This is a genomic window from Amycolatopsis sp. CFH S0740, from assembly GCF_004522315.1.
GTDB classification, from domain to species: domain Bacteria; phylum Actinomycetota; class Actinomycetes; order Mycobacteriales; family Pseudonocardiaceae; genus Amycolatopsis; species Amycolatopsis nivea.
On sequence record NZ_SDLS01000019.1, the window covers coordinates 15,897 to 38,882 of the forward strand.

Below are 22,986 nucleotides of genomic sequence, written 5' to 3' on the forward strand. Positions count from 1 at the left end.
GGGGGCTGGCTTCGATGCCGAGAGTCCAAAATGACATCCTTGGGTATATTCCTGCCATGGCCCGTCATCGGGTGGCAGCCCTGCTCAACGCGCCCCAGTCGCCCTTCGAACTCGCGTGTGCCGCCGAGGTTTTCGGCACCGCCTGGGAGGACGTGCCTGCCCGCTACGACTTCCGGATCTGCGCCGAGCGTCCCGGCCCGCTGCGGACCACCGCCGGTTACACGATGCTCGTCGACTGCGGGCTCGAAGCCCTGCAGGAGGCGGACACCGTGATCATCCCCGGCTGGCAGCCGCCCGACGCACCGGTGCCGTCGGCCGTCATCGAGGCGCTGCGGGCCGCCCATCGGCGAGGGGCGAGGATCGCGGCCATCTGCACGGGGGCGTTCGTCCTCGCCCGGACCGCACTGCTCGACGGACGCCGCGCGACCACCCACTGGCGCCAAACCGACCGGCTCGCCGCCGCCTTCCCCGAGGTGACGGTAGATCGGGACGTGCTCTACGTGGACCACGGCGACGTGGCGACCAGCGCCGGAACCGGGGCGGGCATCGACCTGTTGCTGCACCTCGTCCGCGCGGACCACGGCGCGGCACACGCCGCCCGGATCGCCCGGAACATGGTGCTGCCGCCGCACCGGGACGGCAGCCAGCTCCAGTACGCCGCGCAGCCCGTCCCGCCGAGAGCCGACGAGTCGTTGGCCCCGCTGCTGCAGTGGGCCACCACTCAGCTCGACACCGAACTGACCGTGGCCCGGCTCGCCGGGCGGGCCGGGCTGTCGAACCGGACGCTCGCCAGGCGGTTCACCGAGCAACTCGGCACCAGCCCGGGACAGTGGCTGCTCGGCCAGCGCCTCGACGCGGCACGGGTGCTGCTGGAACAGACCGCCCTTCCGGTGGAGACCATCGCCAACCGGGTCGGGCTCGCCTCGGCGGTCAACCTGCGCCGACACTTCCGGGCACGGCTCGGAACCACGCCGGGCGCTTACCGGCGGATCTTCGGCGAAACCCGGTAGGCGAAGAACGACCCAGGCCATGCTCATCGCCCAGCTCGATCCGGCCGCCGCGAAGGAAGCCGCAGTCCGCGTCGAGGCGGCTCAGCTTCTCGAAGTCCGGCGGCTGGCCTATCCGGCTGCCGAGCGCGCCCGAGGTGTGGCGGGCCGCCGACGAGACGTTCCAGACGGCGCTTGGTCCGCGCGGGATCATGAGTCCTGGCAAGGCACCGGGCTTCTGACCGTCCACTGTAGACCGTGAAGCGCGGGACAGGCGAACCTCAGAGAGGCAGCTGGCTGAGCGCGTGCACCAGCTCCTTGCCGGTTTCGACGGCGCCCTCGTGTGCTCCGGTGAGCAGCCCCATCGCGAGCTGGGCCAGCAGGCCCTTCAACGCGGTGAGGCCCTTGCGGACGATGCCTCGGTCCGGCTCCGGCTTGACCACCTCGGCGAGGACGGCGTCGGCGGTTTCGCGGGCGTCGCGGGCGTCCGCTTCGGGCAGCCCGAGGCTGCCGAGTTGCCGCTTGACCTCGGCGACGACCTCGGCGACGGCTTCGAACCCGGGTGCGACTTGCTCGGTGTGCGCGAGGTTCTGCGTGACGTTCCGGTTGTTCCACGCCAGCTGCGAATTGTGCACGCCGCCGTGGATCACCGGGCCGTGGTGATGGTGTTCTTCGGTGGGCACGGGTTTCCTCCCGGTCAGGTGCGGTGGTCGGGTGTCGCTTGCTGGACGACGGTGTTGCCCCAGGTGAGCACGGACTGGACGACGTCCCCGTGGATGACCGGGCCGTGGTAATTGTGCACGATCTGCGGTGGCTCGGGCTCCGGCTCGACCTCGATCACCCGCAGCGGCGAACGGAACTCTTTCAGCACGGCGCTGCCGTTGTGGTGCACGGCGCAGCCCTCGGACCCGTTGACGTCGACGTTGCGGACGAGAGCCGTCGCGCCGTGCAAATTCAGGCCGGCGGTCGTCGTGCCGGTGAAGACGCTGTCGTCGAGAACCAGGTTGGCCTTCTCCGCGACGAAGACGCCCATGGACGGCGACCCGGAAACAGTGAGTCGCCGTGCGGTCAGCGTCGCCTTGCCCAAGACGGCCCCGCCACTGAGTTCGGTGTCGCTGGCCTGACAGTCGTGCAGGTCCAGATGGGCGCTGCTGCTCGCGCTGAACGCGATCTGGCCGCCGGACACACTGCAGTTCGCGGCGCGCATCGACGAATTCTCGTGCCCGAGCATTCCGACGAGCTCGAAATCGCGCACTCGTGCTTCGGTGACTTGAACGTCGGCGGTTCCGTTGGCTTCGACCGCGACGGGGCAGCGCGCGACGTGCAGCCGGGTCAGTTCGGAATTCCCCTGGCCCGCGAACCGCACGGCGGTGTTGTCCAACCCCTCGATGACGGTGTCGGCGGCGACCAGGCGCGCGTTCTCGACGTAGATCCCGATGTTGCCGCCGTCGAAGCGGCAGCCGCTCAGGATCGGCGTGCCCTGGGTGGCCACGAACATGCCGAACTTCCGCGCCTGCCGGACGGTGACGTGCTCGAACCGCCCGGCTCCGCGGGTGTTCACATCGATTCCGGCCACCCGGGGGCTTTCGAAGGTGCATCCGCGCACGAGCGGGTCGGCGCCGTCGGCGACCACCAGCCCGGTGTCGGTCGGGCCGACGTGCGTGCCGGCGATCGTGCCGCGGGCCCCCTGGGCGTAGCGAATGCCGGTGGTCTGGGCGGCTTCGATACGGCAGTCGGCGACGTCGAGGCTCCCGTTCTGGTCCGCGGCGACCGCGGCGTCGCCGGTGCCGGTGAACCGGCAGCCGGTCACGGCGACGCGGGAACCGCGGGAGAGCAGGCCGTGAACCCGGCACCGGTCGAATCGGCTGTCGCGCACGGTGACGTCGGCGCCAGCGGTGGCCCACAGCCCGGTGTTGGCGGAGTCGGTGAACACGCATCGTTCGAGCTGAGCGTGCGAACCGGTGAAGAGCGCGCGGCCGTACTGCAGTTCGGTGTCCGTCACCGTGACCGAGCTGCCGGGCGGCCCGTGCAACGCGGCGGTGTCCCCGTGTGCGACGAGGGTGCACACGCTGATCGCGAGGGAGCCGGCAGCACAGCGGACCACGTCGTTGTCCCGCGCCCGGAGCACGAGGCCCTCCAGCCGGACGGTGCCCGACGCCACGACGCCCGCACCGGTCGGCGGGCAGATCTCCACCGTCCCAGGCTGCCGCGCGGCGATGCGCACGTCCCCCTGCACGAACAGGCTTTCCGGATAACGCCCCGGATCCACCTCGACAACGCACGACCCCCGCCGCCCGGCGGCACTGCGCAGGGCCGACTCGATGCTCCGGTGAGCTCCGCGCTTGCCGGGCGAAACCCGGAGTCTGACCGCCATCCCGTCCCCTCCTGTGGCTCCCGAGCATAGCGGTGAGCGTCGCGTCGCACGGGGAACAAGCGAGAGTGCGTTGACCGAAGTCGACCGTCCCCGCCTCAGGCCGAAGCAGTTCGCGATCAAGTTGTCGGGTGGGCGATTCCGGTCAGCGAACCCCGTTGAAGTTGACGCGCAAGGTGTAGACCGAACTGGACGCGGTGATGAACAGTTCGTTGCGGCGCGCTCCGCCGAAGGTCAGGTTCGAGCAGATCTCCGGCACCAGCAGTTTGCCGATCCGGGTGCCATCGGGAGCGAAACAGTGCAGGCCGTCGTGGGCGGCTGCCCAGACTCGTCCTGCGGTGTCCACCCTGAGCCCGTCGAAGCCGCCGTTGTCGGAAGTGCCGAATACCTCGCCGCCGGTGAGCTTGCCGTCGTCGGTGACGTCGAAAACCATGATGTGGCTGGGATTTTGCCGCGTGTCCGCGATGTACAGCTTGCTCTCGTCCGCGGAGAAGGCCAGTCCGTTGGGGCGTTCGAAGTCGTCCGCGACGATCCGGACCTCTCCGTCCGCCGGGTCGACTCGGTAGACGTGGCAGGCGCCGATCTCGCTTTCTGCTTGGTAGCCCTCGTAATCGCTGTCGATGCCGTAGCTCGGGTCGGTGAACCAGATGGATCCGTCGGATCGTTCGACGACGTCGTTAGGGCTGTTGAGCCGTCGGCCGCGATAGTGCTCCGCGAGTACGGTCACGCTGCCGTCCGGTTCGGTGCGCGTGACGCGGCGGTGGCCCTGCTCGCAGCTGACCAGCCGCCCCGCGCGGTCTCTGGTGTGGCCGTTGGCGTAGCCCGAGGGCTGCCGGAACACGCCGACCTGGCCGGTGGTCTCGTCCCAGCGCAAGGTCCGGTCGTTCGGGATGTCGCTGAACACGAGGTAGCGGCCGGCCGGGAAGTAGACCGGTCCCTCGGTCCAGCGGCATCCGGTGTGCAGGCGCTGCATCCACTCGTCCCCGTTGCAGCGCGCGAACCGCTCGTCCAGCACTGCGAACTCAGTCTTGACCAGGTCCACTGATTACCCCCAGGTTCTGAATGTCATCTCGTTGAGAGCTTGTCTTGCTGAACCTGTTATCGTCAAGGAGTGGATGACTTGGATCGCAAACTCCTCGCTGAGCTGCAGCGCGACGCCACCCAGGCCTATGCCGCGCTGGGGCAGGCCGTGGGATTGTCCGCGGGCGCCGCGCACGAGCGAGTGCGGAAGCTGCGCGAACAGGGCGTCATCCGGAGGACCACCGTCGACGTCGATCCGGCGGCGGTCGGCCGGGGAGTGGCGGCGTTCGTGCTGGTGGAGGCCAACGCCTGGATGGGCGACTCGCCGACGAGCGAAGCGATCGCGGCGCTCCCCGAGGTCGTCGAGGCGCACGTCATCGCGGGCCCGGCGGCTCTGCTGGTGAAGATCCGCACGTCGACTACGGAGGAACTGCAGGCCTCGCTTCGTCGCCTCTACGCGATCGACGGAGTCACGAGCACTCAGGCGATCGTCGTCCTGGAGACCTTCTTCGAGCGTCCGCTCGACACTGCTTCCGGGAGCGCCGGACAGTAGAGACCGCGCCGCCCAACGATCACAGGTGCTTGCCGAAGAACTCGGCCAGCTTTTCCGCCGCCGGGCCGACCGCCGCCGGGCGGTCGTAAAGGTCCACATGGGACGCTCCGGGGACGCGGAATATCTCCTTCGGACCAGTCGCCCGCTGGAACGCCTCGATGCTCATCCACATGGTCTCGGCGCGGTCGCCGACGATCATCAGCAGCGGTCGCGGCCCGAGCAGCGAGAGCGGTGCGAAGGCGTCGAAGAACGCGAGCCGGTCGATGCTGTCCCAGGTCAGCGACTTGGCGGACCGGGGGTGCGCGCCGCGCGGGGTGCAGTAGTACTCCCAGCCCTCGTAGGCGTGCTGGCCGGTGGCGCGGGCTTCCTGTTCGTTCGCGGGGAAGACCGGCAGGCCGCCGGGCGCGGTGCGGGAAGCGGTCAGCATCGCGTCGAACACCGCCGGGTCCTGGGTTCCGTCGGCGCCGAGGCGCAGCTGGCGGGAGACGTCGGCGGCGCTGACCGTGGCGACGGCTCGCACTCGGCGGTCGGTGGAGGCGGCGGTCAGCGAGTAGCCGCCGGACGCGCAGATGCCGAGCAAACCGATCCGGGCTGGGTCGATGTCCTCGCGGCCGGTCAGGTAGCCGACCGCGGCTTTGAAGTCCTCGACTCGCTGAGCAGGGTCTTCGAGTCCGCGCGGCAGGCCCTCGCTTTCGCCCTGGTAAGCGGCGTCGAAGGCGAGAGCGGCGTAGCCCTGCGCGGCCATCAGCTCGGCGTACGAGCCCGCGGTCTGTTCCTTGACACCGGTGCCCGGGTGCCCGACGACCAGCGCGGGATGCGGGCCGGGGGTGTCCGGGAGATAGAGGTGGGCGGCGATGCGGAGGTTGTTGCTGCGGAAGGAGATGTCGTTTCGCATGCCTCCAGCTTCGGCGCGGTCCAGGGTCCGAACCAGGGACAGTGCTGCCTATGCATCCCAGTACCAGGCAAGCGGCCCGGCCCGCACGGCACACTGGTGGCATGGCAAGCGAACTGGGCGACTTCCTGCGCGCCCGCCGGGCGGCGCTCGATCCGCGGCAGGCGGGGTATCCGGACGACGGACGGCGGCGGCGCGTCCCCGGATTGCGGCGCGAGGAGCTGGCTCAGCTCGCACACCTCAGCATCGACTACGTCGTGCGGCTCGAACAGGGCCGCACGAACCGCGTTTCCCGGTCGGTGCTCGACGCGCTGGCCGATGCCCTGCAACTCGCGCCGGACGAACGCGCGTACCTCTTCACGGTCGCCGACGTCGCGCCGGTCTCCCCGCGCCAACCGGCCCGGCCCGAGGTCGCGCCCCGGTTGCGGCAGTTGCTGGACACGATGCGCGACGTTCCGGCCATGGTGCTGCACCGCCGGATGGACGTGCTGGCTTGGAACCGCGGAAGCGCCGCCTTGCTCACTGACTTCGAGAAATTGCCGGTGGCTGAGCGGAATTTGATCCGACTGACCTTTGTGGACGAATCGTTCCGGTCGCTGTACGCCGATTGGCCGCGGGCCGCGCGCGAGTGCGTTTCGGTGCTGCGGATGGAAGCCGGACGCACGCCGCACGATCCCGCGTTGAGCGCGCTGGTCGGCGAACTGAGCGTGCGGGACCCGGATTTCCGGCGGTGGTGGGCGGATCACCAGGTGCGCGGACCGCGTGCGCTGTCGAAGGTCTATCGCCATCCGGTCGCGGGGAAGCTCGAACTCGACGTGCAGCAGTTCACAGTGGACACTCATCCGGAGCAGCTGCTGGTCGCCTATACCGCGGAACCGGGTTCGCCGAGCGAGGAGGCGCTGCGGTTCCTGCTGCAGTGGTCTCCCGAGCAAGCTCGCTGAAACGCAGTTCTTCTGGTTCGCGGAATCGGTCGGGACACATTCCCGCCTCGCGTTCTCCCGCTACCTGTATTCGACCGAGCTGTACTCCACCCGCCTGCGCGCGGTGGGCACCGGCTTCGGCAGCGCGTGGCTCCGTGCGGTCTCGACCGCCGGGCCCTTGCTCGTCGGCGGGGTCGTGACGATCCGGCACGCGATCGAGACCAAAGGCCCCGTACTCGAGCAGTTGTCGCCGTGACTCGGGTGCGCGGAGTCTCCTTATGCCGTTTCCGATCCCGTCTACGACACCGCGTGTTTCTCGGTGGTGCGGCTCGCGGACAACACACTGGCCGGTGAAGCGTTGCTCTGGGGCGTCGATCTCCACAACTGGACAGCGCACGTAGCTATCGCTCTCCGTCCGGCTTATCGGGGCCAGGGTTTGGGCGGTGATGCGGTCCCGGTCCTGTGCCGCTACCCGCGGCGGGCTTCGTGCCGGAGGGCACCTTGCGGCGCGCCGCGTGGGTCGGCGGGGAATTCGCCGACCAAGTCGTGCTCGGGCTGCTCGCTGAGGAGTGGCGTTCCGAACAGGGGCTCCTTCACCGCTCCCCGTAGTGGTTCGCGTGCTGTTCCCGGACCACGTTCTTCTGGATCTTCCCCGTCGAAGTGCGCGGCAGTTCGTCGGCGACGATCACCGCTTTCGGCACCTTGTATCCGTCCAGCCGGTCCTTGAGCGCGGTGCGCAGGGTTTCCGCGTCGATCCGGCAGCCGGGTTTCGGGACGACCACCGCGGTGATCGCCTCCGTCCAGCGTTCGTGCGGCAGTCCTACGACGACGACCTCCGCGACGTTCGGCTCGGCGTCGTAGACCGCGCGTTCCACCTCCAGCGACGCGACGTTCTCGCCGCCGGTCTTGATGACGTCCTTGGCCCGGTCGGTGAACCACAGCACGCCGTCGGGGCCGAACCGGCCGACGTCGCCGGAGTGGAACCAGCCGTGCCGGAACGCGGTTTCCGTCGCGTCCGGGTCGCGCAGATATCCCTCCATTGTGGACGGTCCACGGTAGACGATCTCGCCGGTTTCCCCGCGGGGCAGCAGCTCGCCCTGCTCGTCCATGATCGCGACGTGGACGCCGGTGAGCGGGGTGCCTACGGCGCCGACGTGGGTGAGCTGGTGCTCGGGCCGGAACAGGGTGGTGACCGGCGACATCTCGGTCTGCCCGAACAGCAGCGCGAATTCGCAGCCGTAGCCGTCGAGGCAGGCCTTGATCTGGGCTTCGGGCATCGGAGCCATCGCGTAGGTGGCGCGGCGCAGCGAAGACAGGTCCCGCGCGCCGAACGACGGGTGATCCAGCGCCGCCCGGTACATCATCGGCAGGCCGAACACCTGGGTGATCCCTTCGCCTTCGATCGTTTCGAGGAAGCGTTCGGGCTCGAAACCGCGATGGATGCGCACCGTCGCGCCGACGAGGATCGCGGGCGTGCAGAACGCGTTGAGCTGCGCGGTGTGGAACATCGGCATCATCGCCAGGAACCGGTCGGACGCGCTCCAGCCGTTGTCCAGGGCGGCTGACATGGACTCCAGGTAGATGCCCAGATGCGTGCCGACGACGCCCTTGGGGAACGACGTGGTGCCGGACGTGTAGAGATAGCTCAGCGGATCGCGATCGGCCACGAGGGTTTCTCCCGGGGCGGCCGGTGCGGCGGCGACCTCGTCCAGCGTGGTCCAGGAGCGGTCCGTCGGCGCCGGGGACCACTGCGCATCGGTACCGGGCGCGACGAAGACGTCGGACACCTGGGCGCATTCGGCGAGCGACTCGGCCATCGTCGCGACCAGCTGGGTTTCCACGACCAGGCCGCGGGCTCGGGAGTGGGTCAGCACGTAGCCGACTTCCTTCGGCCGCCAGCCCAGGTTGATCGGCACGCAGACGACGCCCAGCCGGGCGCAGGCGTAGTAGGCCGCGAGGAATTCCGCGCTGTTGCCGGAGGCGAGGGCGAGGACGTCGCCGCGTTCGTAGCCCTTCGCCGACAAGCCGCCGGCCAGGCGGTCGACCCAGTCGTCCAGTTCGGCGTAGGTCCAGGCGCGCGGGCCGTCGACCAGCGCCGGGCGGTCCGGGCGGGCGGCGGCGCTCCGGCGGAGGGAATCCGCGACGTTGACGCGCTGGATCAGGTTGGCGGCGAGCTCCATTGCTCCTCCACGGATCGCGGGAATCCCGACCGGGGCGGTCCTCCGGGATCTTCAGGTGAGTTCCCATTCACTAATGCGGCACTGTAACGCGTGCCCGGGCCGGATGCCAGCGCGGCGATCACGGCGCGGGGCTCGTCTTGACAGGCACGAGCGGGATGCCCATAGTGAATAGCAATTCACTAGCGAGGAGGGGTCATGACCGGCAGAACCGTCTCGATCGGCAACGGCCAGGGCTTCTGGGGCGATTCGGTGCGCGGGCCGCTGCAGCTGGTGCGCGGCGGCGGCATCGGCTATCTGACGATGGACTTCCTGGCCGAGGTCACGATGAGCATCATGCAGAAGCTGCGGGCGCGGAACCCCGAGGCCGGGTACGCGACGGACTTCGTCGCGCAGCTCGAGCGGATCCTTCCGGACTGCGCGGAGCACGGCATCAAGGTCGTCGCGAACGCGGGCGGGGTGAACCCGGCGGCGTGCGCGGCCGCGGTCGAGGAGGTCGCGCGGCGGCTCGGCGTCCCGGTCCGGGTCGCGACGGTCGGCGGTGACGACATCCTCGCCAGGCTGCCCGCGCTGATCGAAGACGGGCATGCGCTGGCGAACCTCACGACCGGCACTCCGCTGGCCGGCGAGCTGGCGCGCGTGCAGAGCGCGAACGTCTACCTGGGCGCGTTCCCGATCGCCGAGGCGCTGGCCGACGGCGCGGACATCGTCGTCACCGGGCGCGTGACCGACCCGTCGCTCGTGCTCGCCCCGCTCATCCACGAGTTCGGCTGGACCGCGAGCGACTACGACCGGCTCGCGGCCGGCACCGTCGCCGGGCACCTGCTCGAATGCGGCACGCAGAGCACCGGCGGCAACTACGACCGCTGGGAATCCGTGCCCGACCTGGCCGGCATCGGCTATCCGATCGCGGAGGTCGGTGAATCCGGCGAGTTCGTGCTGACCAAGAAACCGGGCACCGGGGGACTGGTCGACGTCGGCACCGTCACCGCGCAGCTGCTGTACGAACTCGGCGACCCCGCCCGGTATCTCACGCCGGACGTCGTCGCGGACTTCACCTCGATCCAGCTGACCCAGGACGGCCCGGACCGCGTCCGCGTGCATGGCGTGCGCGGCAGCGCGCCCACCGACACCTACAAGGTTTCCGTCAGCACGCTCGACGGCTGGCGCACCACCGCGCAGCTGACCGTCGGCGGCCCGGACGCGGCGGCGAAAGCGCGCTGCACCGCTGATCTTCTGCTGGCGCGGCTCGCCGAGGACGGCGTGCGGTTTCCCGCAGGAGACTGCCGGGTGGAGGTCGTCGGCACCAACGTGCTGTACGAGGGAATGCTGCCGGAGCCGGCCGCGCCGCCGTCGGAAGTCGTGCTGCGGGTGTCGATCCGGTCGCAGGACAAGGCGGCGGTCGACCGGCTCGGCGCGGAACTGGCTTCGTTGCTGACGTCCGGCCCGCCCGGGCTGACCGGTTTCGCCGGCGGGCGGCCCAAAGCCAGCGCGATCGTCGGGTTCTGGCCCGCGTTGCTCGAGAAATCCGCGGTGCGTCCGGCAGTGCGAGTCAGCGAGGTGGCGGCATGACCAGGACGACGCAGTTGCGCGAGTTCGCTTCGGCGCGCTCCGGTGACAAAGGCGCAGACGCGAACATCGGCGTCTGGACCGAAACCGACGCGGCGTACGAGTTCCTCCGGGAGAACCTGACCGCTGAACGCGTCGCCGCGCATTTCCGCGCGCTGTGCCGCGGCGAGGTCGTACGCTACGAACTGCCGAACCTGCGGGCACTGAACTTCATCCTCCACGACGCGCTCGACGGCGGCGGAGCGGCTTCGCTGCGCACGGACGCGCAAGGCAAAACCCTTTCGCTCGGCCTGCTGCAAATGGAATTCGACGTTCCCGCGGACCTCGCGCGATGACTGTCCGAATCGGACTCGCCGACGCGAGCGACGAGCGGGTGATCGAAGCGGCGGCCCGGCTGGTGGAGCAGGGCGGCATCACGCCGGTGCTGATCGGCGCCGCGCCCGGCACCGCGCCCGCGGGGACCGAGGAGCTGACCCCGCCGCCTGGCGAGTCCACAGTGGACTACCTGGCCCGGGTGCTGGAACCGGCCGGGCTCGCCGCGGGCGTCAGCGGCAGCCTCACCACCAGCGCGGCGGTGCTGCGGGCGGGCATCCGACAGCTGCGGACCGCGGACCTCGTATGCGGCTGCTTCGCGATCCGCCACCACGGCACGTGGGCCACCTACGCCGATTGCGTGGTCGTGCCCGACCCGGACGCGGCGCAGTTGGCGCGGATCGCCGCCGCGGCGGCCGATCACCACCGGGAGCTGTTCGGGACCGAGCCGCGGGTGGCGCTGCTTTCGTTCTCCACCGGCGGCAGCGCGGTCCACCCGCGCGCGGACAAGGTCCGGGAGGCGACCCGGCTGCTGCGCGCGGCGCGCCCGGACCTGGTCGCCGACGGGGAAATCCAGTTCGACGTCGCGGTGGACGCGGGCGTGGCGGCGCGCAAGGCGCCCGGCTCGGTGCTGGCGGGCGGGGCCAACGTGCTGGTCTTCCCGTCGCTGGAAGCGGGAAACATCGCGTACAAGGTCGCCGAACGGGTCGGTGGCGCCCGGGCGCTCGGGTCGTTCGTCCTCGGCCTGCGCCGGCCGTGGGCGGACCTGTCGCGCGGCTGCAGTGCCGGCGACATCGCCGAAACCGCCGCGCTCCTCGCCGGAGCGGCGGCGCGGACCCGGTGCGGGAAAGGAATCCAGGCCGGATGAAGACACTCACGAGTACGTTCGACTTCTCCTCGGCGACCGCGGCCGCCAACCGCGAGGGCAACCTCGAGCGGCTGGCCGAACTACGCCGCCAGCTCGGCCGCGCGGTCGACGGCGGGGGCGAGAAATACGTGGCACGGCACCGGAAACGCGGCCGGCTCCTGGTGCGGGAACGGATCGAGCTGCTGCTCGACCGGGACGCGCCGTTCCTGGAACTGGGCGGCGTCGCGGCCTGGGGCACCGAATACCCGGTCGGCGCGAGCGTCGTCACGGGCATCGGCGTGGTCAGCGGGGTCGAATGCATGATCGTCGGGCACGATCCGACCGTGCGCGGCGGCGCGTCGAACCCCTACACCTGGAAAAAAGTGCTGCGGGCCATGCAGATCGCCCGCGAGAACCGGCTCCCGGTGATCAACCTGGTCGAGTCCGGCGGCGGCGACCTGGAGCGCCAGGCCGAGCTGTTCGTCCCGGCCGGGCGGCTGTTCCACGAGCTGACCGCGCTGTCGGCGGCCGGGATCCCGACCATCGCGCTGGTCTTCGGCAACTCGACCGCGGGCGGCGCGTACGTGCCGGGCATGTGCGACTACGCGGTGATGGTGCAGAACCAGGCGAAGGTGTTCCTCGGCGGCCCGCCGCTGGTGAAGATGGCCACCGGCGAGGACGCCGACGACGAAAGCCTCGGCGGCGCGGACATGCACGCCCGCACGTCCGGGCTGGCCGACTACCTCGCCCGCGACGAGCACGAATGCCTGTCGCTCGGCCGGGAGATCGTGGAGCACCTGAACTGGCGCAAGCTCGGCCCCGGCCCGACCGAACCGGCCGACGAACCGCTGTACCCGGCCGAAGACCTGCTGTCGATCGCGTCGGTCGACCTGAAGGTCCCGTTCGACCCGCGCGAGGTGGTCGCGCGGATCGTGGACGGCTCCCGGTTCGAGGAGTACAAACCGCTCTACGGCACGGCTCTGGTCACCGGCTGGGCCTCGATCCACGGCTTCCCGGTCGGCGTCCTGGCGAACGCGCGCGGCGTGCTGTTCAACGAGGAGGCCAAGAAGGGCAGCGAGTTCATCCTGCTGTGCAACCAGACCGACACCCCGCTGGTCTTCCTGCAGAACACCACCGGGTTCATGGTCGGCACGCAGTACGAGCAGAACGGCATGATCAAGGACGGCTCGAAGATGATCAACGCCGTCACCAACAGCCGGGTGCCGCACTTGACGGTCAACCTGGCCGCGTCCTACGGCGCGGGCAACTACGGCATGTCCGGCCGCTCCTACGATCCGCGGCTGCTGTTCACCTGGCCGAACTCGAAGACCGCGATCATGGGCCCGGAGCAGCTGGCCGGGGTGATGTCGATCGTCGCCCGGCAAGCCGCCGCGGCGGCCGGGCGGCCGTTCGACGAGGAGGCCGACGCGCGCCGCCGCGCCGAACTGGCGGAGCGGATCGAGGCCGAATCGCTCGCGCTGTACATGAGCGGCCAGTGCTACGACGACGGCGTGATCGACCCCCGCGACACGCGGGACACGCTCGGTATCGCCCTGTCGATGTGCCACAACAACGAGATCGAGGGGACCCGCGGGTTCGGGGTCTTCCGGATGTAGGCGAGGGACACATGATCACCAAGGTGCTGGTCGCCAACCGCGGCGAGATCGCCCGCCGGGTCTTCCGGACGTGCCGCGAACTCGGCATCGCCACGGTCGCAGTCTATGCCGATCCGGACGCCGACGCGCCGTTCGTGCACGAGGCCGACGAAGCGGTCCCGCTCGGCGGCGCGACGCCCGTCGAGTCGTACCTGCGCGCCGACCGGGTGCTCGCCGCGGCGGAACGCGTCGGCGCGGACGCGATCCACCCCGGCTACGGTTTCCTTTCGGAGAACGCGGGATTCGCGCGGGCGTGCGAGGCCGCGGGCGTCACGTTCGTCGGTCCGCCCGCCGAAGCGATCGCCGCGATGGGCAGCAAGCTGACCGCGCGGGAGATGATGGAACGCGCCGGCGTGCCGGTGCTGCCGGGCCGCGACCTGACCGGCGTCGCCGACGACAAGGTGCTCGGCATCGCCGCCGACATCGGCTGGCCGGTGCTGGTCAAGGCGTCGTTCGGCGGCGGCGGGCGCGGCATGCGGGTGGTGCGCGAACCGGGCGAGCTGCTCGAAGCGATCGCGTCGGCCCGCCGCGAGGCCGGAGCGGCGTTCGGCGACGACACGGTGTTCCTCGAGCACTACGTGGACAATCCGCGGCACATCGAGATCCAGATCTTCGGCGACCGGAACGGCACCGTGGTGCACCTGAACGAACGGGAGTGCTCGATCCAGCGGCGGCACCAGAAGATCGTCGAGGAAGCCCCGTCGCCGGTGGTGGACGAGCAGCTGCGGGCCCGGATGGGCGCGGCCGCGGTGGACGCCGGGCGCGCGCTCGGCTACGTCGGGGCGGGCACGGTGGAGTTCATCGTCGCGCCGGACGGCGGGTTCTTCTTCCTGGAGGTCAACACGCGGCTGCAGGTGGAGCACCCGGTCACCGAGCTGGTCACCGGCCTCGACCTGGTGCGCCTCCAGCTGGAGGTCTCCGCCGGGGCCCCGCTGCCGCCGGAGGCGCACGAGCCGCGGATCCGCGGGCACGCGATCGAAGCCCGGCTCTACGCCGAGGACCCGGCGCGCGATTTCCTGCCCGCGGCCGGTCTGCTGGAGCGCTTCGAGATCCCGGAAGCCGAGGGGCTGCGGGTCGACGGCGGCGTCGAGTCGGGTTCGGTGGTGTCCACCAACTACGACCCGATGCTGGCGAAGGTCGTCGGTTACGGGCGGACGCGGGAAGAAGCGACCGCGCGGCTCGTCCGGGCGCTCCGGCGGGCCCGGGTGCACGGCGTCACCACCAACCGGGCGCTGCTGGTCGGCATCCTCGAACACCCGGAGTTCGCCGCCGCGCGGATCGACACGCATTTCCTCGACCGGCGCCGGCCGTCGACGCTGATCGAGGTCGACGACGCCGAGGTGGTGCGCGCCGCGGCGCTCGCGACCGCGCTGGCCGAGCAAGCGCACGAACGGGCGTCGGCACGGGTGCTGCCGCACGTGACGTCGGGGTTCCGGTCCTCGCCCGCGCAGCTGCAGACGCGGTCGTACCGGCATCTGGACCGCGAACTGGCCGTCGGCTACCGGCTCGGCCGCGACGTCCGGTTCGAAGTGGACGGCGAGCCGCACGAGGTCGTCGTGCACGCCTGCACGCCGCAGCACGCGGATCTCGTCGTGGACGGCGTGCGCCGGGCGTTCTCGATCGACCGGGCCGGCGCGACCGTCTACGCGGGCTGGCCGGGCGGGACGGTCGAACTGGCGGTGCTGCCGCGGTTCCCGGACGCCGCCGACCACCTGCTGGAGGGATCGCTGGTCGCGCCGATGCCGGGCACGGTGATCCGGGTGGCGGTCGCGCCCGGCGAGCAGGTGCGGGCCGGGCAGCAGCTGATCGTGCTGGAGGCGATGAAGATGGAGCACGCCGTCACCGCGCCCGCCGACGCCGTCGTGGGCAGCGTCCCGGTCGCTGAAGGGTCCACTGTGGACACCGGAACGGTGCTGATCGTGCTCGAGGAAACCGGTGCGGGAGGCGAGAATGGCTGACGAGGTCCGATACGCGGTGGAAGACGGTGCCGCGTGGATCACCATCAACCGGCCGGAGGCACGCAACGCGCTCAACGCGGCGGTTCGGCGCGGCCTGAAAGCGCGCTTCGAGGAGGCGGACGCTGATCCGGCGGTCTCGGTGATCGTGCTGACCGGGGCCGGGGACCGGGCATTCTGCGCGGGCGGCGATTTGAAGGAGATGGCGAGTACGCAGCTCACTGTGCCGCCGCCGGACTTCGTGCCCCAACCCGGCCGCACGCTGAAGCTCGCCAAACCGGTCGTCGCCGCGGTGAACGGCGGCGCGTACGGCGGCGGCTTCCTGCTCGCACAGTCCGCGGACCTGGTCATCGCGGCGGAAGAGGCGAAGTTCGCGGTGTCGGAAGCGAAAGTCGGCCGCGGCTCACCGTGGGCCGCGCCGCTGCCCTGGCTGATCCCGCCGCGCGTCGCGATGGAGATCCTGATGACCGGCGAGCCGATCAGCGCCCGGCGCGCTTACGAGATCGGGTTGGTGAACCGCGTGGTGCCGGGCGCGGAACTGCTTGACGCGACACGGGAGGTGGTTGCCCGCATCGCCGCCAACGCACCGCTTTCGGTCCGGGCGGCGAAGGAAATGGTGTACGCGGTCGCCGAGCACGGCCGGTCGGATGCCTTCGAGGTGGCCGAGCGGATCTGGGAACCGGTCTATCTGAGCGAGGACGCGCAGGAGGGTCCGCGCGCGTTCGCCGAGAAGCGGGCGCCGCGGTGGCGGGCGCGATGATCGACGGATTGCTGACAGACTTGACGGCGGAGCACGACGCGCTCGCCGCGTTGCTGGCCGGACGTCCGGACCACGACTGGTCCGCGCCGACGCCCGCGCCTGGCTGGACGGTTCGCGACCAGATCGCGCACCTGGCGCATTTCGACGGAGTCACCGCGCTGTGCGTCGGCGAGCCGGAGAAATTCGTCGCGCTGCGGGATTCCCTAGAAGATCTTCAGTCCTATGTGGACGACATCGGAGCGGTGCACGCGGATCGCCCCGGTGCGCAGATGCTGGCTTGGTGGAACGACGAACACCGCCGTTTGCGCGCGGCGGCCGAGGCGGCGGATCCCGCGGTCCGGGTGCCGTGGTTCGGGCCGTCGATGAGCTTGGCGTCGAAGCTGACGGCGCGGATCATGGAGACCTGGGCGCACGGGCAGGACGTCGCGGACACTTTCGGCGTGCGCCGCGAGGCGACCGCACGGCTGCGGCACGTGGCGCGGATCGGAGTGCTGGCCTTCCCGAACAGCTACCGGGCGCGGGGCCGGCCAGTGCCCGACGCCGAGCTGCACGTGGCCCTGACCGCCCCGGACGGCAGCCACTGGACCTGGGGCGACCCGGCCTCCCCGAACGCGGTGACCGGACCGGCCGAGGACTTCTGCCTGGTCGTGACCCAGCGGCGGCATGTGGCGGACACGGCGCTGCGCACGCGCGGTGATATCGCGGGGGAGTGGATGCGGGTGGCCCAGGCGTTCGCGGGCCCGCCTGGGGTTGGGCGGCGGGCGGGGCAGTTCCGCGGCTGATTCCCCATGCCAGGAGCTTAATGCGGCGTTGCAGGTGCGTTCGAGCCGTGTCCGCCCAGGTCGAAGGTGTCGCCTGGCCTGAGACGCAAGACACGGGCAAATGAGAATGAATCGGGCATTTCGGCGGCGCTGGCGTCTCTTGTGGACGGTGAGCGGGACTGAGGCCACGCCGCTGAAGTTCCTGGCATTGCGGCTGAGGCGGGTTCAGTCTGGGGTGCGCTGCGGGCTTGCGGCCGAGCGTTCGGCTGGTTCGCCGGGGAAGGTCGGTGGCCGGGCAGTTCCATGGTTGAGGTGGGTTCGGGCCGGGTGGGGACCGGGTGCTCGCCGGCTCGCCGGGCAGGCTTGGAGGCCTGGGCAGTTCCATGGTTGAGGTGGGTTCGGGCCGGGTTGCGGCCGAGCCTTCGCTTCGGGTTCGCCGAGCCAGCGCCCGAGCGGCGCTTCGGGGTCGAGCCTTCGCAGCGGTGGAGGACACGCCGGGTTTCCCCACCCGCGCGGGTGCACCGGTCCGCTGTCGCCGGTGAACCGGTGATTCGAGAAGCCAGCGGTCGGTGCGCCCGTCCTCCCGCCGCAATCCCGCCAATCCTGAGTGACCCGCCGTTCACCCCACTGGGTCCGCTTCGGCATGCCCGCCGCGCGGCCGATATCGTGGCGGGAGCGACAGGCTGGAGGTGGTGGGTGTGGCACGTTCGGCCACCCGGACGCGGGATCCCGACCGGAGAGCGAAGATTCTCGTCGCGGCGGGCGATCTGATCAGCCGCAACGGCTACCACGCGGTGTCGATGGCCGAGATCGGCCGCGACGCCGGCATTGTCGGTTCCGGGATCTACCGGCACTTCGACAGCAAGGCAGCGATCCTCGTCGCGCTCTTCGACGACATCATCGACCGCCTCATCGCCGACCAGGAGGTCGCGCTCGCCGAGCATGCCGGGCCGCGTGAGACGTTGCGGCGGCTTGTGCGCGGGCAGGCCGAGTTCGTGGTGCGCCAGCGGGCGCTTGCGCGGGTCTACCACAACGAGATCGGCAGCCTGCCCGCCGAGGACCAGGTCCGGCTGCGCCGCAAGCAGCGGTTGTACCTGGAGGAGTGGGTGCACCTCACCCGCGAGGCGCATCCGGACCTCGACGACGCGGTGGCGCGCACGCTCGTCCACGCCGCGGTCGGCGCCGTCCAGTCGAACCTGTTCCACAACGTCGGCCTCGAAGCCGACCGGCTGCTCGACTGCCTCGCCCGCGCCGCCGAGCTCGTGCTGGAGATCGCCGCGGACCAGTGACCCCCGGCCGCGGAGCCCCTTGCTTAGTGAATGATGATTCTCTAAGGTGAGGGGCATCCGAGCACGCGGCGTGCTCACCGCGGAGTTCCAAAGGGGGAGCTTCATGGCCTTCGATGTCACCAGCCTCTACAACCGCCGCGCGGACGACCGCTGGAACCGCATCTGCGTGTCCGATCTGGTCGAACGCCTCACCTGGAGCGTCCCGGACGCGACCGCGATCGCGGGCTGGCCCGGCGCGTTCGGCGATCCCCGCTTCGCCCGGCTGACCTTCGCCGAGCTCGACGCGCTCACCAGCCAAATCGCGAACGCCCTGCTCGCCCGGGGGCTGCACCGGGGCGACCGGGTGGCGATGGTGTGCGAGAATTCCGTCGAGGGCTACGCCTTCAAGCTCGGCGTCGCGAAGGCGGGCATGGTCGCGGCGCCGATCAACCCGGCCATGGCGCCGGACGTGGTGCGCTACCTGATCGACCGGGTCCAGCCGCGAATGTGCGTCGTGGACGCCGACATCTGGGCCGCCGCGCCGGAGCAGTGGCGCGGCGCCGGGGTTTCGCCGGACGTGGCGGTGGAAATCGGCGGACCCGCTCCGGAAGGCAGCGAGTCGTTCTCGCACTTCGTCTCCGGCGTCTCCGAAACCGCGCCGGACACCACGATCCACGGCGACGACATCTACGAAATCCTTTTCACCTCCGGCACGACGGCGATGCCGAAGGGCGTGATGTGCTCGCACGCGGCGTCCACACTCGCCGCGCACGGCTTCGCGCTCACCCTCACCCGCGGGGTCCCGTTCGAGGGCGCGGTGAAGGTCGCCAGCTTCCTGCCGATGATGTATCACGTCGGCCATCAGATATTTCTCCTCGCGGCGTTCGCGGCAGGCGGCTCGGCCGTCATCGGACGACGGCCGGACCCGGTCGCGACCGCCGACTGCATCGAGCGCGAGCGGAGCACCGCGCTGTGGGGCGGTTCCCCGGCGATGCTCGGCGCGCTGCGGCAGGAACTCGACGCGCACCCGCGCGACGTGTCGTCCCTGCGGATCGCCGTCTACGGCTGGGCCGCGCTCCCGCCCGCGGTGCTCGCCGGTCTTCGCGAGCACTGTCCACAGTTGACAGTGACGGAAATCTTCGGGCAGACGGAATCCATTGCCTGCCACCGGTTCTGGCCCGACCAGCATCCGGACCTGTACGAGCGGACCGCGCCGCAGGACAACTACGTCGGAGCGCCCAGTCCGCTGCTGGCGTCGCAGATCGTGGATCCGGAGGGCGTTTCGCTGGAGGGACAGGAAGGCGTGCCCGGCGAAGCCGTCTACCGTTCGCCGGTCACCACTGCGGGCTACTACCTCGACGAAGCGGCCACGCGCGAAGCGTTCCGCGACGGCTGGTTCCACTCCGGCGACAGTTGCTCCTACGGCGAAAGCGGCCAGCGCGTGATGGTCGACCGGTACAAGGACATCGTGAAATCCGGCGGCGAGAACGTCTCCACGATCCGAGTGGAGTCGGCACTGCATCTGCATCCCGGCGTCGCGAAGGCGGCGGTAATCGGTGTTCCGGACGAACGCTGGGGCGAGCGGGTGGCGGCGTTCGTCGTGCTGGCCGAGGACGCGGCGGTCACCGAGGAGGAGCTGATCGCGTTCGCGCGGGAACGCCTGGCTGGCTTCGAAACCCCGAAAACGGTGCGGTTCGTGGACGCGCTGCCGGAAACAGTCGGCGGAAAAGTCATGAAGTACAAGCTGCGCCGGCAATATGCGTCGGCGCCGGAAGCCTCGGGACGGCACTGATGGATTTCGACGAATCGCCCGAGCACGCTGACCTGCGGGCCGCGGTCGGCAAGATCTGCGCGGGGTTCGGCGACGGGTATTTCCGGCGCGTGCTGGACGAAGACGGGCGCACCGACGAGCTGTGGCACGCCCTCGGCGAGGCGGGCTTCGTCGGCGTGAACCTGCCTGAGGAGCACGGCGGGGGAGGCGCGGGCATCACCGAACTCGCGATCGTGGTCGAGGAGACCGCCGCGGCCGGGATGCCGTTGCTGCTTTTGCTCGTGTCTGCCGCGATTTCCGGGGAGGTGCTGAAGGAATTCGGCACGCCCAGGCAGCAGCGCCGGTGGCTGCCCGCGATGGCTTCCGGTGCGGAGAAAATGGTCTTCGCGATCACCGAACCGGACGCCGGGTCGAACAGCCACCAGCTGCGCACCACCGCGCGCCGCGACGGCGACGGGTGGGTGCTGTCGGGCACGAAGTACTACATCTCCGGAGTGGACGAGGCCGCGAACCTGCTCGTGGTGGCCCGCACCGGCGCCAGCGACTCCGGACAGGGCGAAATGACGCTGTTCGTCGTGCCCACGGACGCCGACGGCCTGCACCGCAGCCGGATCCCGGTCGAAATGCGCGCGCCGGAGAAGCAGTACACGCTCAGTTTCGACGACGTCCGGGTGGACGACGACCGCCGGATCGGCGAGGTCGGCGACGGACTGCGCATCGTTTTCCGCGGCCTCAACCCGGAACGCATCGGCGGCGCCGCGATCGAAACCGGCATCGCACGGTACGCACTGGCGAAAGCCGCGCGCTACGCGAACGAGCGCTCGGTCTGGGGCACGCCGATCGGCGCGCACCAGGGAGTGGCCCATCCGCTCGCAGAGGCGGCGGTAGACGTCGAACTCGCACGCTTGATGACCGCGAAAGCCGCGTGGCTGCACGACGCGGGCCGCCCGGCGGGCGAGGCGGCGAACATGGCGAAGTACAGCGCCGCCGATGCCGCCCTGAAAGCCCTCGACGCAGCCATCCAAACCCACGGCGGCAACGGAATGGCGACCGAATACGGTCTCGCGCACCTGTGGGGAATGGCGCGCCTGCTCAAGATCGCGCCGGTCAGCCGGGAGATGATCCTGAACTACGTCGCGAGCCACACACTCGGCTTGCCGCGGTCGTATTGACCCGCTGAAACGGCCCCGGAAGCGGAAGTCATCGCTGAATGACAGCTTCATCGTGACTCCACGCTCGCTTGCGCTGCTCATTCGGTCCTGGCTGAGGCGGTTCAGCGCGTGCATGTGCTCTACTGCGTGCACACCCGTCGAGAGGATCTCGTGCTGTGAAAGCCGAGCGGATGAACGCAGACGACCAGGCCGCGCCCGCTGTCGACCCGGTGTATGACCTGGACTTTCCCGGTCCGCACAAGCAGTGGGTCGCGGCGATCGAAAACTCGCCTGTGACGCCGGTCTGGTTCGGACACCGGACCGATGCCGGAGACCGGGCTGCGCTGGTGGGCACCTTGCCGCGCGGAGCGTTCGCGGCGGGTACGGGGCCGTTGGAATGGGGTGCGCCCGGCATGACGCTCGGGCAGCTGCTGAACGTCATCGAACCGACCCCGCCCGGTGCGGATCGCGCCGCTCTTCGCAAGGCTGTTCAGGCGCATCTGGCCGAGCGTGTCGCTGACCTGTCCAGCTGGCCGCGTTCGATGTGGACGGTGGACGGCGTCCGCGTGCAGGCAGCGGTGCTGCACTTCGCGGGCGCTTGGCTGGCGCTCGCTGACGAATTAGACGTTGTCTACTTGGCGACTGTCGGGGTGGGCATGTCTCCGGACGGTCTTGAGTTTCACCAGACGCGCGGCGAGAAATACGGTGCTGATTTCTCGGTTCCGCTGACCATTGGCCAGCTCCACCGGCTGCGTGCGGAGCAGATGCCGCAGCCTTCTCAGCCCCACCCGGATCTGTTGCGCCTCAAGTAACTCGCGGGGGTCAGTGGCCGGTTTTGAGTTCGGATAGCGTCAGCGCCATCTTGCGATGGACCGCGGGCAGCCAGTCCAGCGTGCGCATCGCGGTGTTGCGCATGGCTCGCAGCGCGGGGCTGCCGAGGGTGGCGGCCCGGGTCATTTTGTCGGTGAACGCCACGATTTCCTCGGCGACTGGACGCCGCTCGGCTTCGTAGCCGTCCAGGGTGCTGTCTGGGGCGCCATCGCGTAGCACCGCGCCCAGTCGGCGGGCCAGGTCCAGTGCGTCTTGGATGCCGGTGTTCATGCCCTGGCCGCCGGCCGGGCTGTGGACGTGCGCGGCGTCGCCAGCAAGGAAGACGCGTCCTGCGCGGTAACGGTCGGCGAGGCGGTGGTGCACGCGGAACCGCGAACTCCAGCCCAGATCGGTCACCTCGATCGAACCGGTCCGCGGACCGCGGGCGTCCAGCAATGCCTGCACCTGCGAACGGTCGGGGTGCGGCGGAGCGTCGTCGACCGTCGCCACGATTCGGTGCCGGCCGCCGGGCAGGGGTGCTAGCACGGTGACTCCCTCGGGGGCGAAGTAGAGCCGGACTTCCGCGTCGGTCACGTCGCCGGTCAGGACGACGTCGGCGAGGACGAACGACTGCGGGTAGCTGTCGCCGTGGAACGTGATGCCGGCCTGCTCGCGGACGAGACTGTGCATCCCGTCGGCGCCGATGACGTATCCGGCCCGGATCTGCTCGCCGGTGGCGAGGGTGACGGTGACGCCTGCGGGGTCCTGCGCCAACGCGGTCACCTCGCTGGGCCGGGTTACCTGCCCGCCTGCCTTGTGCAGCCGCTTAAGCAGTACCTGCTCGGTAATGTCCTGCGGCACCAGCAGGGTATAGGGATGAGCGCTGGGCAGTTGGTCGAAATCGATGTGCAGCAGCACGCGATCGTGCTCGCGCACAGTGAATTTCGAGACGCGGATGCCGCGTGCCACGAGTTCCTCGGTGACGCCGATTTCCTCGAGCACCTCAAGCGTGCGGGCGTGCACGACGGCTGCCCGTGAGGTGTTCATCATTTCGGCCTGTTTGTCCACGACCATCGTTTCGACGCCCTGATCGGACAGGGAGGCCGCTGCCGCCATTCCGGCCGGACCGGCTCCGACTACCAAAACCTCGATGCGGGCGGGTTCTTGCGCATTCATCACGATTGTCCTCACCGTTGACCGGGAAACGA

At 70.1% G+C, this 22,986-nt stretch carries 21 protein-coding genes and 1 pseudogene; 16 read left to right on the plus strand and 6 right to left on the minus strand.

From position 1 onward, the window contains the following. The first annotated feature begins 56 nt into the window (after window positions 1-56). Window positions 57-1,010, plus strand: coding sequence for a helix-turn-helix domain-containing protein (locus EIZ45_RS28205; RefSeq protein ID WP_134666891.1), 954 nt, complete (start codon window positions 57-59; stop codon window positions 1,008-1,010). Window positions 1,011-1,267: 257 nt separating this feature from the next. Here the strand turns inward: EIZ45_RS28205 and EIZ45_RS28210 are convergent, their stop codons facing one another. The 3 genes from EIZ45_RS28210 to EIZ45_RS28220 all read right to left on the minus strand — a co-directional run bounded on the left by EIZ45_RS28210 (window position 1,268) and on the right by EIZ45_RS28220 (window position 4,399). Beyond that, window positions 1,268-1,669, minus strand: coding sequence for a hypothetical protein (locus EIZ45_RS28210; protein ID WP_134666889.1), 402 nt, complete (start codon window positions 1,667-1,669; stop codon window positions 1,268-1,270). Between the two features lie 14 nt (window positions 1,670-1,683). After that, entirely contained in the window at window positions 1,684-3,360 is a 1,677-nt protein-coding gene (locus EIZ45_RS28215; RefSeq protein WP_134666887.1) for a right-handed parallel beta-helix repeat-containing protein, read from the minus strand. A 142-nt stretch (window positions 3,361-3,502) separates the two neighbouring features. Then, on the minus strand, window positions 3,503-4,399 hold the full coding sequence (locus EIZ45_RS28220; RefSeq protein WP_134666885.1) for an SMP-30/gluconolactonase/LRE family protein: 897 nt from the start codon (window positions 4,397-4,399) through the stop codon (window positions 3,503-3,505). 69 nt (window positions 4,400-4,468) lie between these two features. Between EIZ45_RS28220 and EIZ45_RS28225 the strand changes: the two genes are divergently transcribed. Further along, window positions 4,469-4,930, plus strand: coding sequence for an Lrp/AsnC family transcriptional regulator (locus tag EIZ45_RS28225; protein ID WP_043834185.1), 462 nt, complete (start codon window positions 4,469-4,471; stop codon window positions 4,928-4,930). Window positions 4,931-4,949: 19 nt separating this feature from the next. Here the strand turns inward: EIZ45_RS28225 and EIZ45_RS28230 are convergent, their stop codons facing one another. Further along, window positions 4,950-5,825: an alpha/beta hydrolase gene (locus tag EIZ45_RS28230; protein ID WP_134666883.1), complete on the minus strand. Its 876-nt coding sequence runs from the start codon at window positions 5,823-5,825 to the stop codon at window positions 4,950-4,952. 101 nt (window positions 5,826-5,926) lie between these two features. On the opposite strand from EIZ45_RS28230, the gene EIZ45_RS28235 reads away from it, so the two are divergent. From EIZ45_RS28235 to EIZ45_RS47680, 3 genes and pseudogenes are all read left to right on the plus strand, one after another. Then, window positions 5,927-6,763: a helix-turn-helix transcriptional regulator gene (locus EIZ45_RS28235; protein WP_037819283.1), complete on the plus strand. Its 837-nt coding sequence runs from the start codon at window positions 5,927-5,929 to the stop codon at window positions 6,761-6,763. Window positions 6,764-6,866: 103 nt separating this feature from the next. After that, entirely contained in the window at window positions 6,867-6,998 is a 132-nt protein-coding gene (locus EIZ45_RS47425; protein ID WP_255443432.1) for a hypothetical protein, read from the plus strand. Between the two features lie 54 nt (window positions 6,999-7,052). Beyond that, window positions 7,053-7,226 (plus strand): annotated as a pseudogene (locus EIZ45_RS47680) (GNAT family N-acetyltransferase); the annotation flags it as partial. Window positions 7,227-7,335: 109 nt separating this feature from the next. Here EIZ45_RS47680 and EIZ45_RS28250 read toward each other — a convergent pair. Next, window positions 7,336-8,922, minus strand: a complete 1,587-nt coding sequence (locus EIZ45_RS28250; RefSeq protein ID WP_134666881.1) for an AMP-binding protein — start codon at window positions 8,920-8,922, stop codon at window positions 7,336-7,338. Between the two features lie 195 nt (window positions 8,923-9,117). On the opposite strand from EIZ45_RS28250, the gene EIZ45_RS28255 reads away from it, so the two are divergent. From EIZ45_RS28255 to EIZ45_RS28305, 11 genes are all read left to right on the plus strand, one after another. Further along, the gene (locus EIZ45_RS28255; RefSeq protein ID WP_134666879.1) at window positions 9,118-10,491 is read left to right on the plus strand and encodes an acyclic terpene utilization AtuA family protein; all 1,374 of its coding nucleotides are present in this window, start codon (window positions 9,118-9,120) and stop codon (window positions 10,489-10,491) included. Then, complete coding sequence (locus tag EIZ45_RS28260; RefSeq protein WP_134666877.1) at window positions 10,488-10,823, plus strand: hypothetical protein; 336 nt, start codon at window positions 10,488-10,490, stop codon at window positions 10,821-10,823. The genes EIZ45_RS28255 and EIZ45_RS28260 overlap by 4 nt, the downstream gene beginning before the upstream one ends. Then, window positions 10,820-11,668, plus strand: a complete 849-nt coding sequence (locus EIZ45_RS28265) for a phosphate acyltransferase (protein ID WP_134666875.1) — start codon at window positions 10,820-10,822, stop codon at window positions 11,666-11,668. The genes EIZ45_RS28260 and EIZ45_RS28265 overlap by 4 nt, the downstream gene beginning before the upstream one ends. Next, window positions 11,665-13,263: an acyl-CoA carboxylase subunit beta gene (locus EIZ45_RS28270; protein WP_134666873.1), complete on the plus strand. Its 1,599-nt coding sequence runs from the start codon at window positions 11,665-11,667 to the stop codon at window positions 13,261-13,263. Before EIZ45_RS28265 ends, EIZ45_RS28270 begins: the two co-directional genes overlap by 4 nt. A gap of 11 nt (window positions 13,264-13,274) precedes the next feature. After that, on the plus strand, window positions 13,275-15,260 hold the full coding sequence (locus tag EIZ45_RS28275) for a biotin carboxylase N-terminal domain-containing protein (protein WP_134666871.1): 1,986 nt from the start codon (window positions 13,275-13,277) through the stop codon (window positions 15,258-15,260). Further along, window positions 15,253-16,017 (plus strand): enoyl-CoA hydratase/isomerase family protein, encoded by a 765-nt coding sequence (locus EIZ45_RS28280; protein ID WP_134666869.1) that lies wholly within the window; start codon window positions 15,253-15,255, stop codon window positions 16,015-16,017. The genes EIZ45_RS28275 and EIZ45_RS28280 overlap by 8 nt, the downstream gene beginning before the upstream one ends. Before the next feature lie 8 nt (window positions 16,018-16,025). Then, on the plus strand, window positions 16,026-16,799 hold the full coding sequence (locus EIZ45_RS28285; protein WP_240690794.1) for a TIGR03084 family metal-binding protein: 774 nt from the start codon (window positions 16,026-16,028) through the stop codon (window positions 16,797-16,799). A 677-nt stretch (window positions 16,800-17,476) separates the two neighbouring features. Further along, window positions 17,477-18,067, plus strand: coding sequence for a TetR/AcrR family transcriptional regulator (locus tag EIZ45_RS28290; protein WP_199818128.1), 591 nt, complete (start codon window positions 17,477-17,479; stop codon window positions 18,065-18,067). A gap of 103 nt (window positions 18,068-18,170) precedes the next feature. Then, window positions 18,171-19,838 carry an AMP-binding protein gene (locus EIZ45_RS28295; protein WP_134666865.1) on the plus strand — a complete coding sequence of 556 codons (1,668 nt, stop codon included), beginning with the start codon at window positions 18,171-18,173 and terminating at the stop codon, window positions 19,836-19,838. Next, window positions 19,838-20,989, plus strand: coding sequence for an acyl-CoA dehydrogenase family protein (locus tag EIZ45_RS28300; protein WP_134666863.1), 1,152 nt, complete (start codon window positions 19,838-19,840; stop codon window positions 20,987-20,989). The genes EIZ45_RS28295 and EIZ45_RS28300 overlap by 1 nt, the downstream gene beginning before the upstream one ends. Before the next feature lie 155 nt (window positions 20,990-21,144). Next, window positions 21,145-21,780, plus strand: coding sequence for a hypothetical protein (locus EIZ45_RS28305; RefSeq protein ID WP_134666861.1), 636 nt, complete (start codon window positions 21,145-21,147; stop codon window positions 21,778-21,780). A 10-nt stretch (window positions 21,781-21,790) separates the two neighbouring features. Here EIZ45_RS28305 and EIZ45_RS28310 read toward each other — a convergent pair whose 3' ends face one another. Beyond that, entirely contained in the window at window positions 21,791-22,954 is a 1,164-nt protein-coding gene (locus tag EIZ45_RS28310) for an NAD(P)/FAD-dependent oxidoreductase (protein ID WP_134666859.1), read from the minus strand. Window positions 22,955-22,986 lie beyond the last annotated feature (32 nt).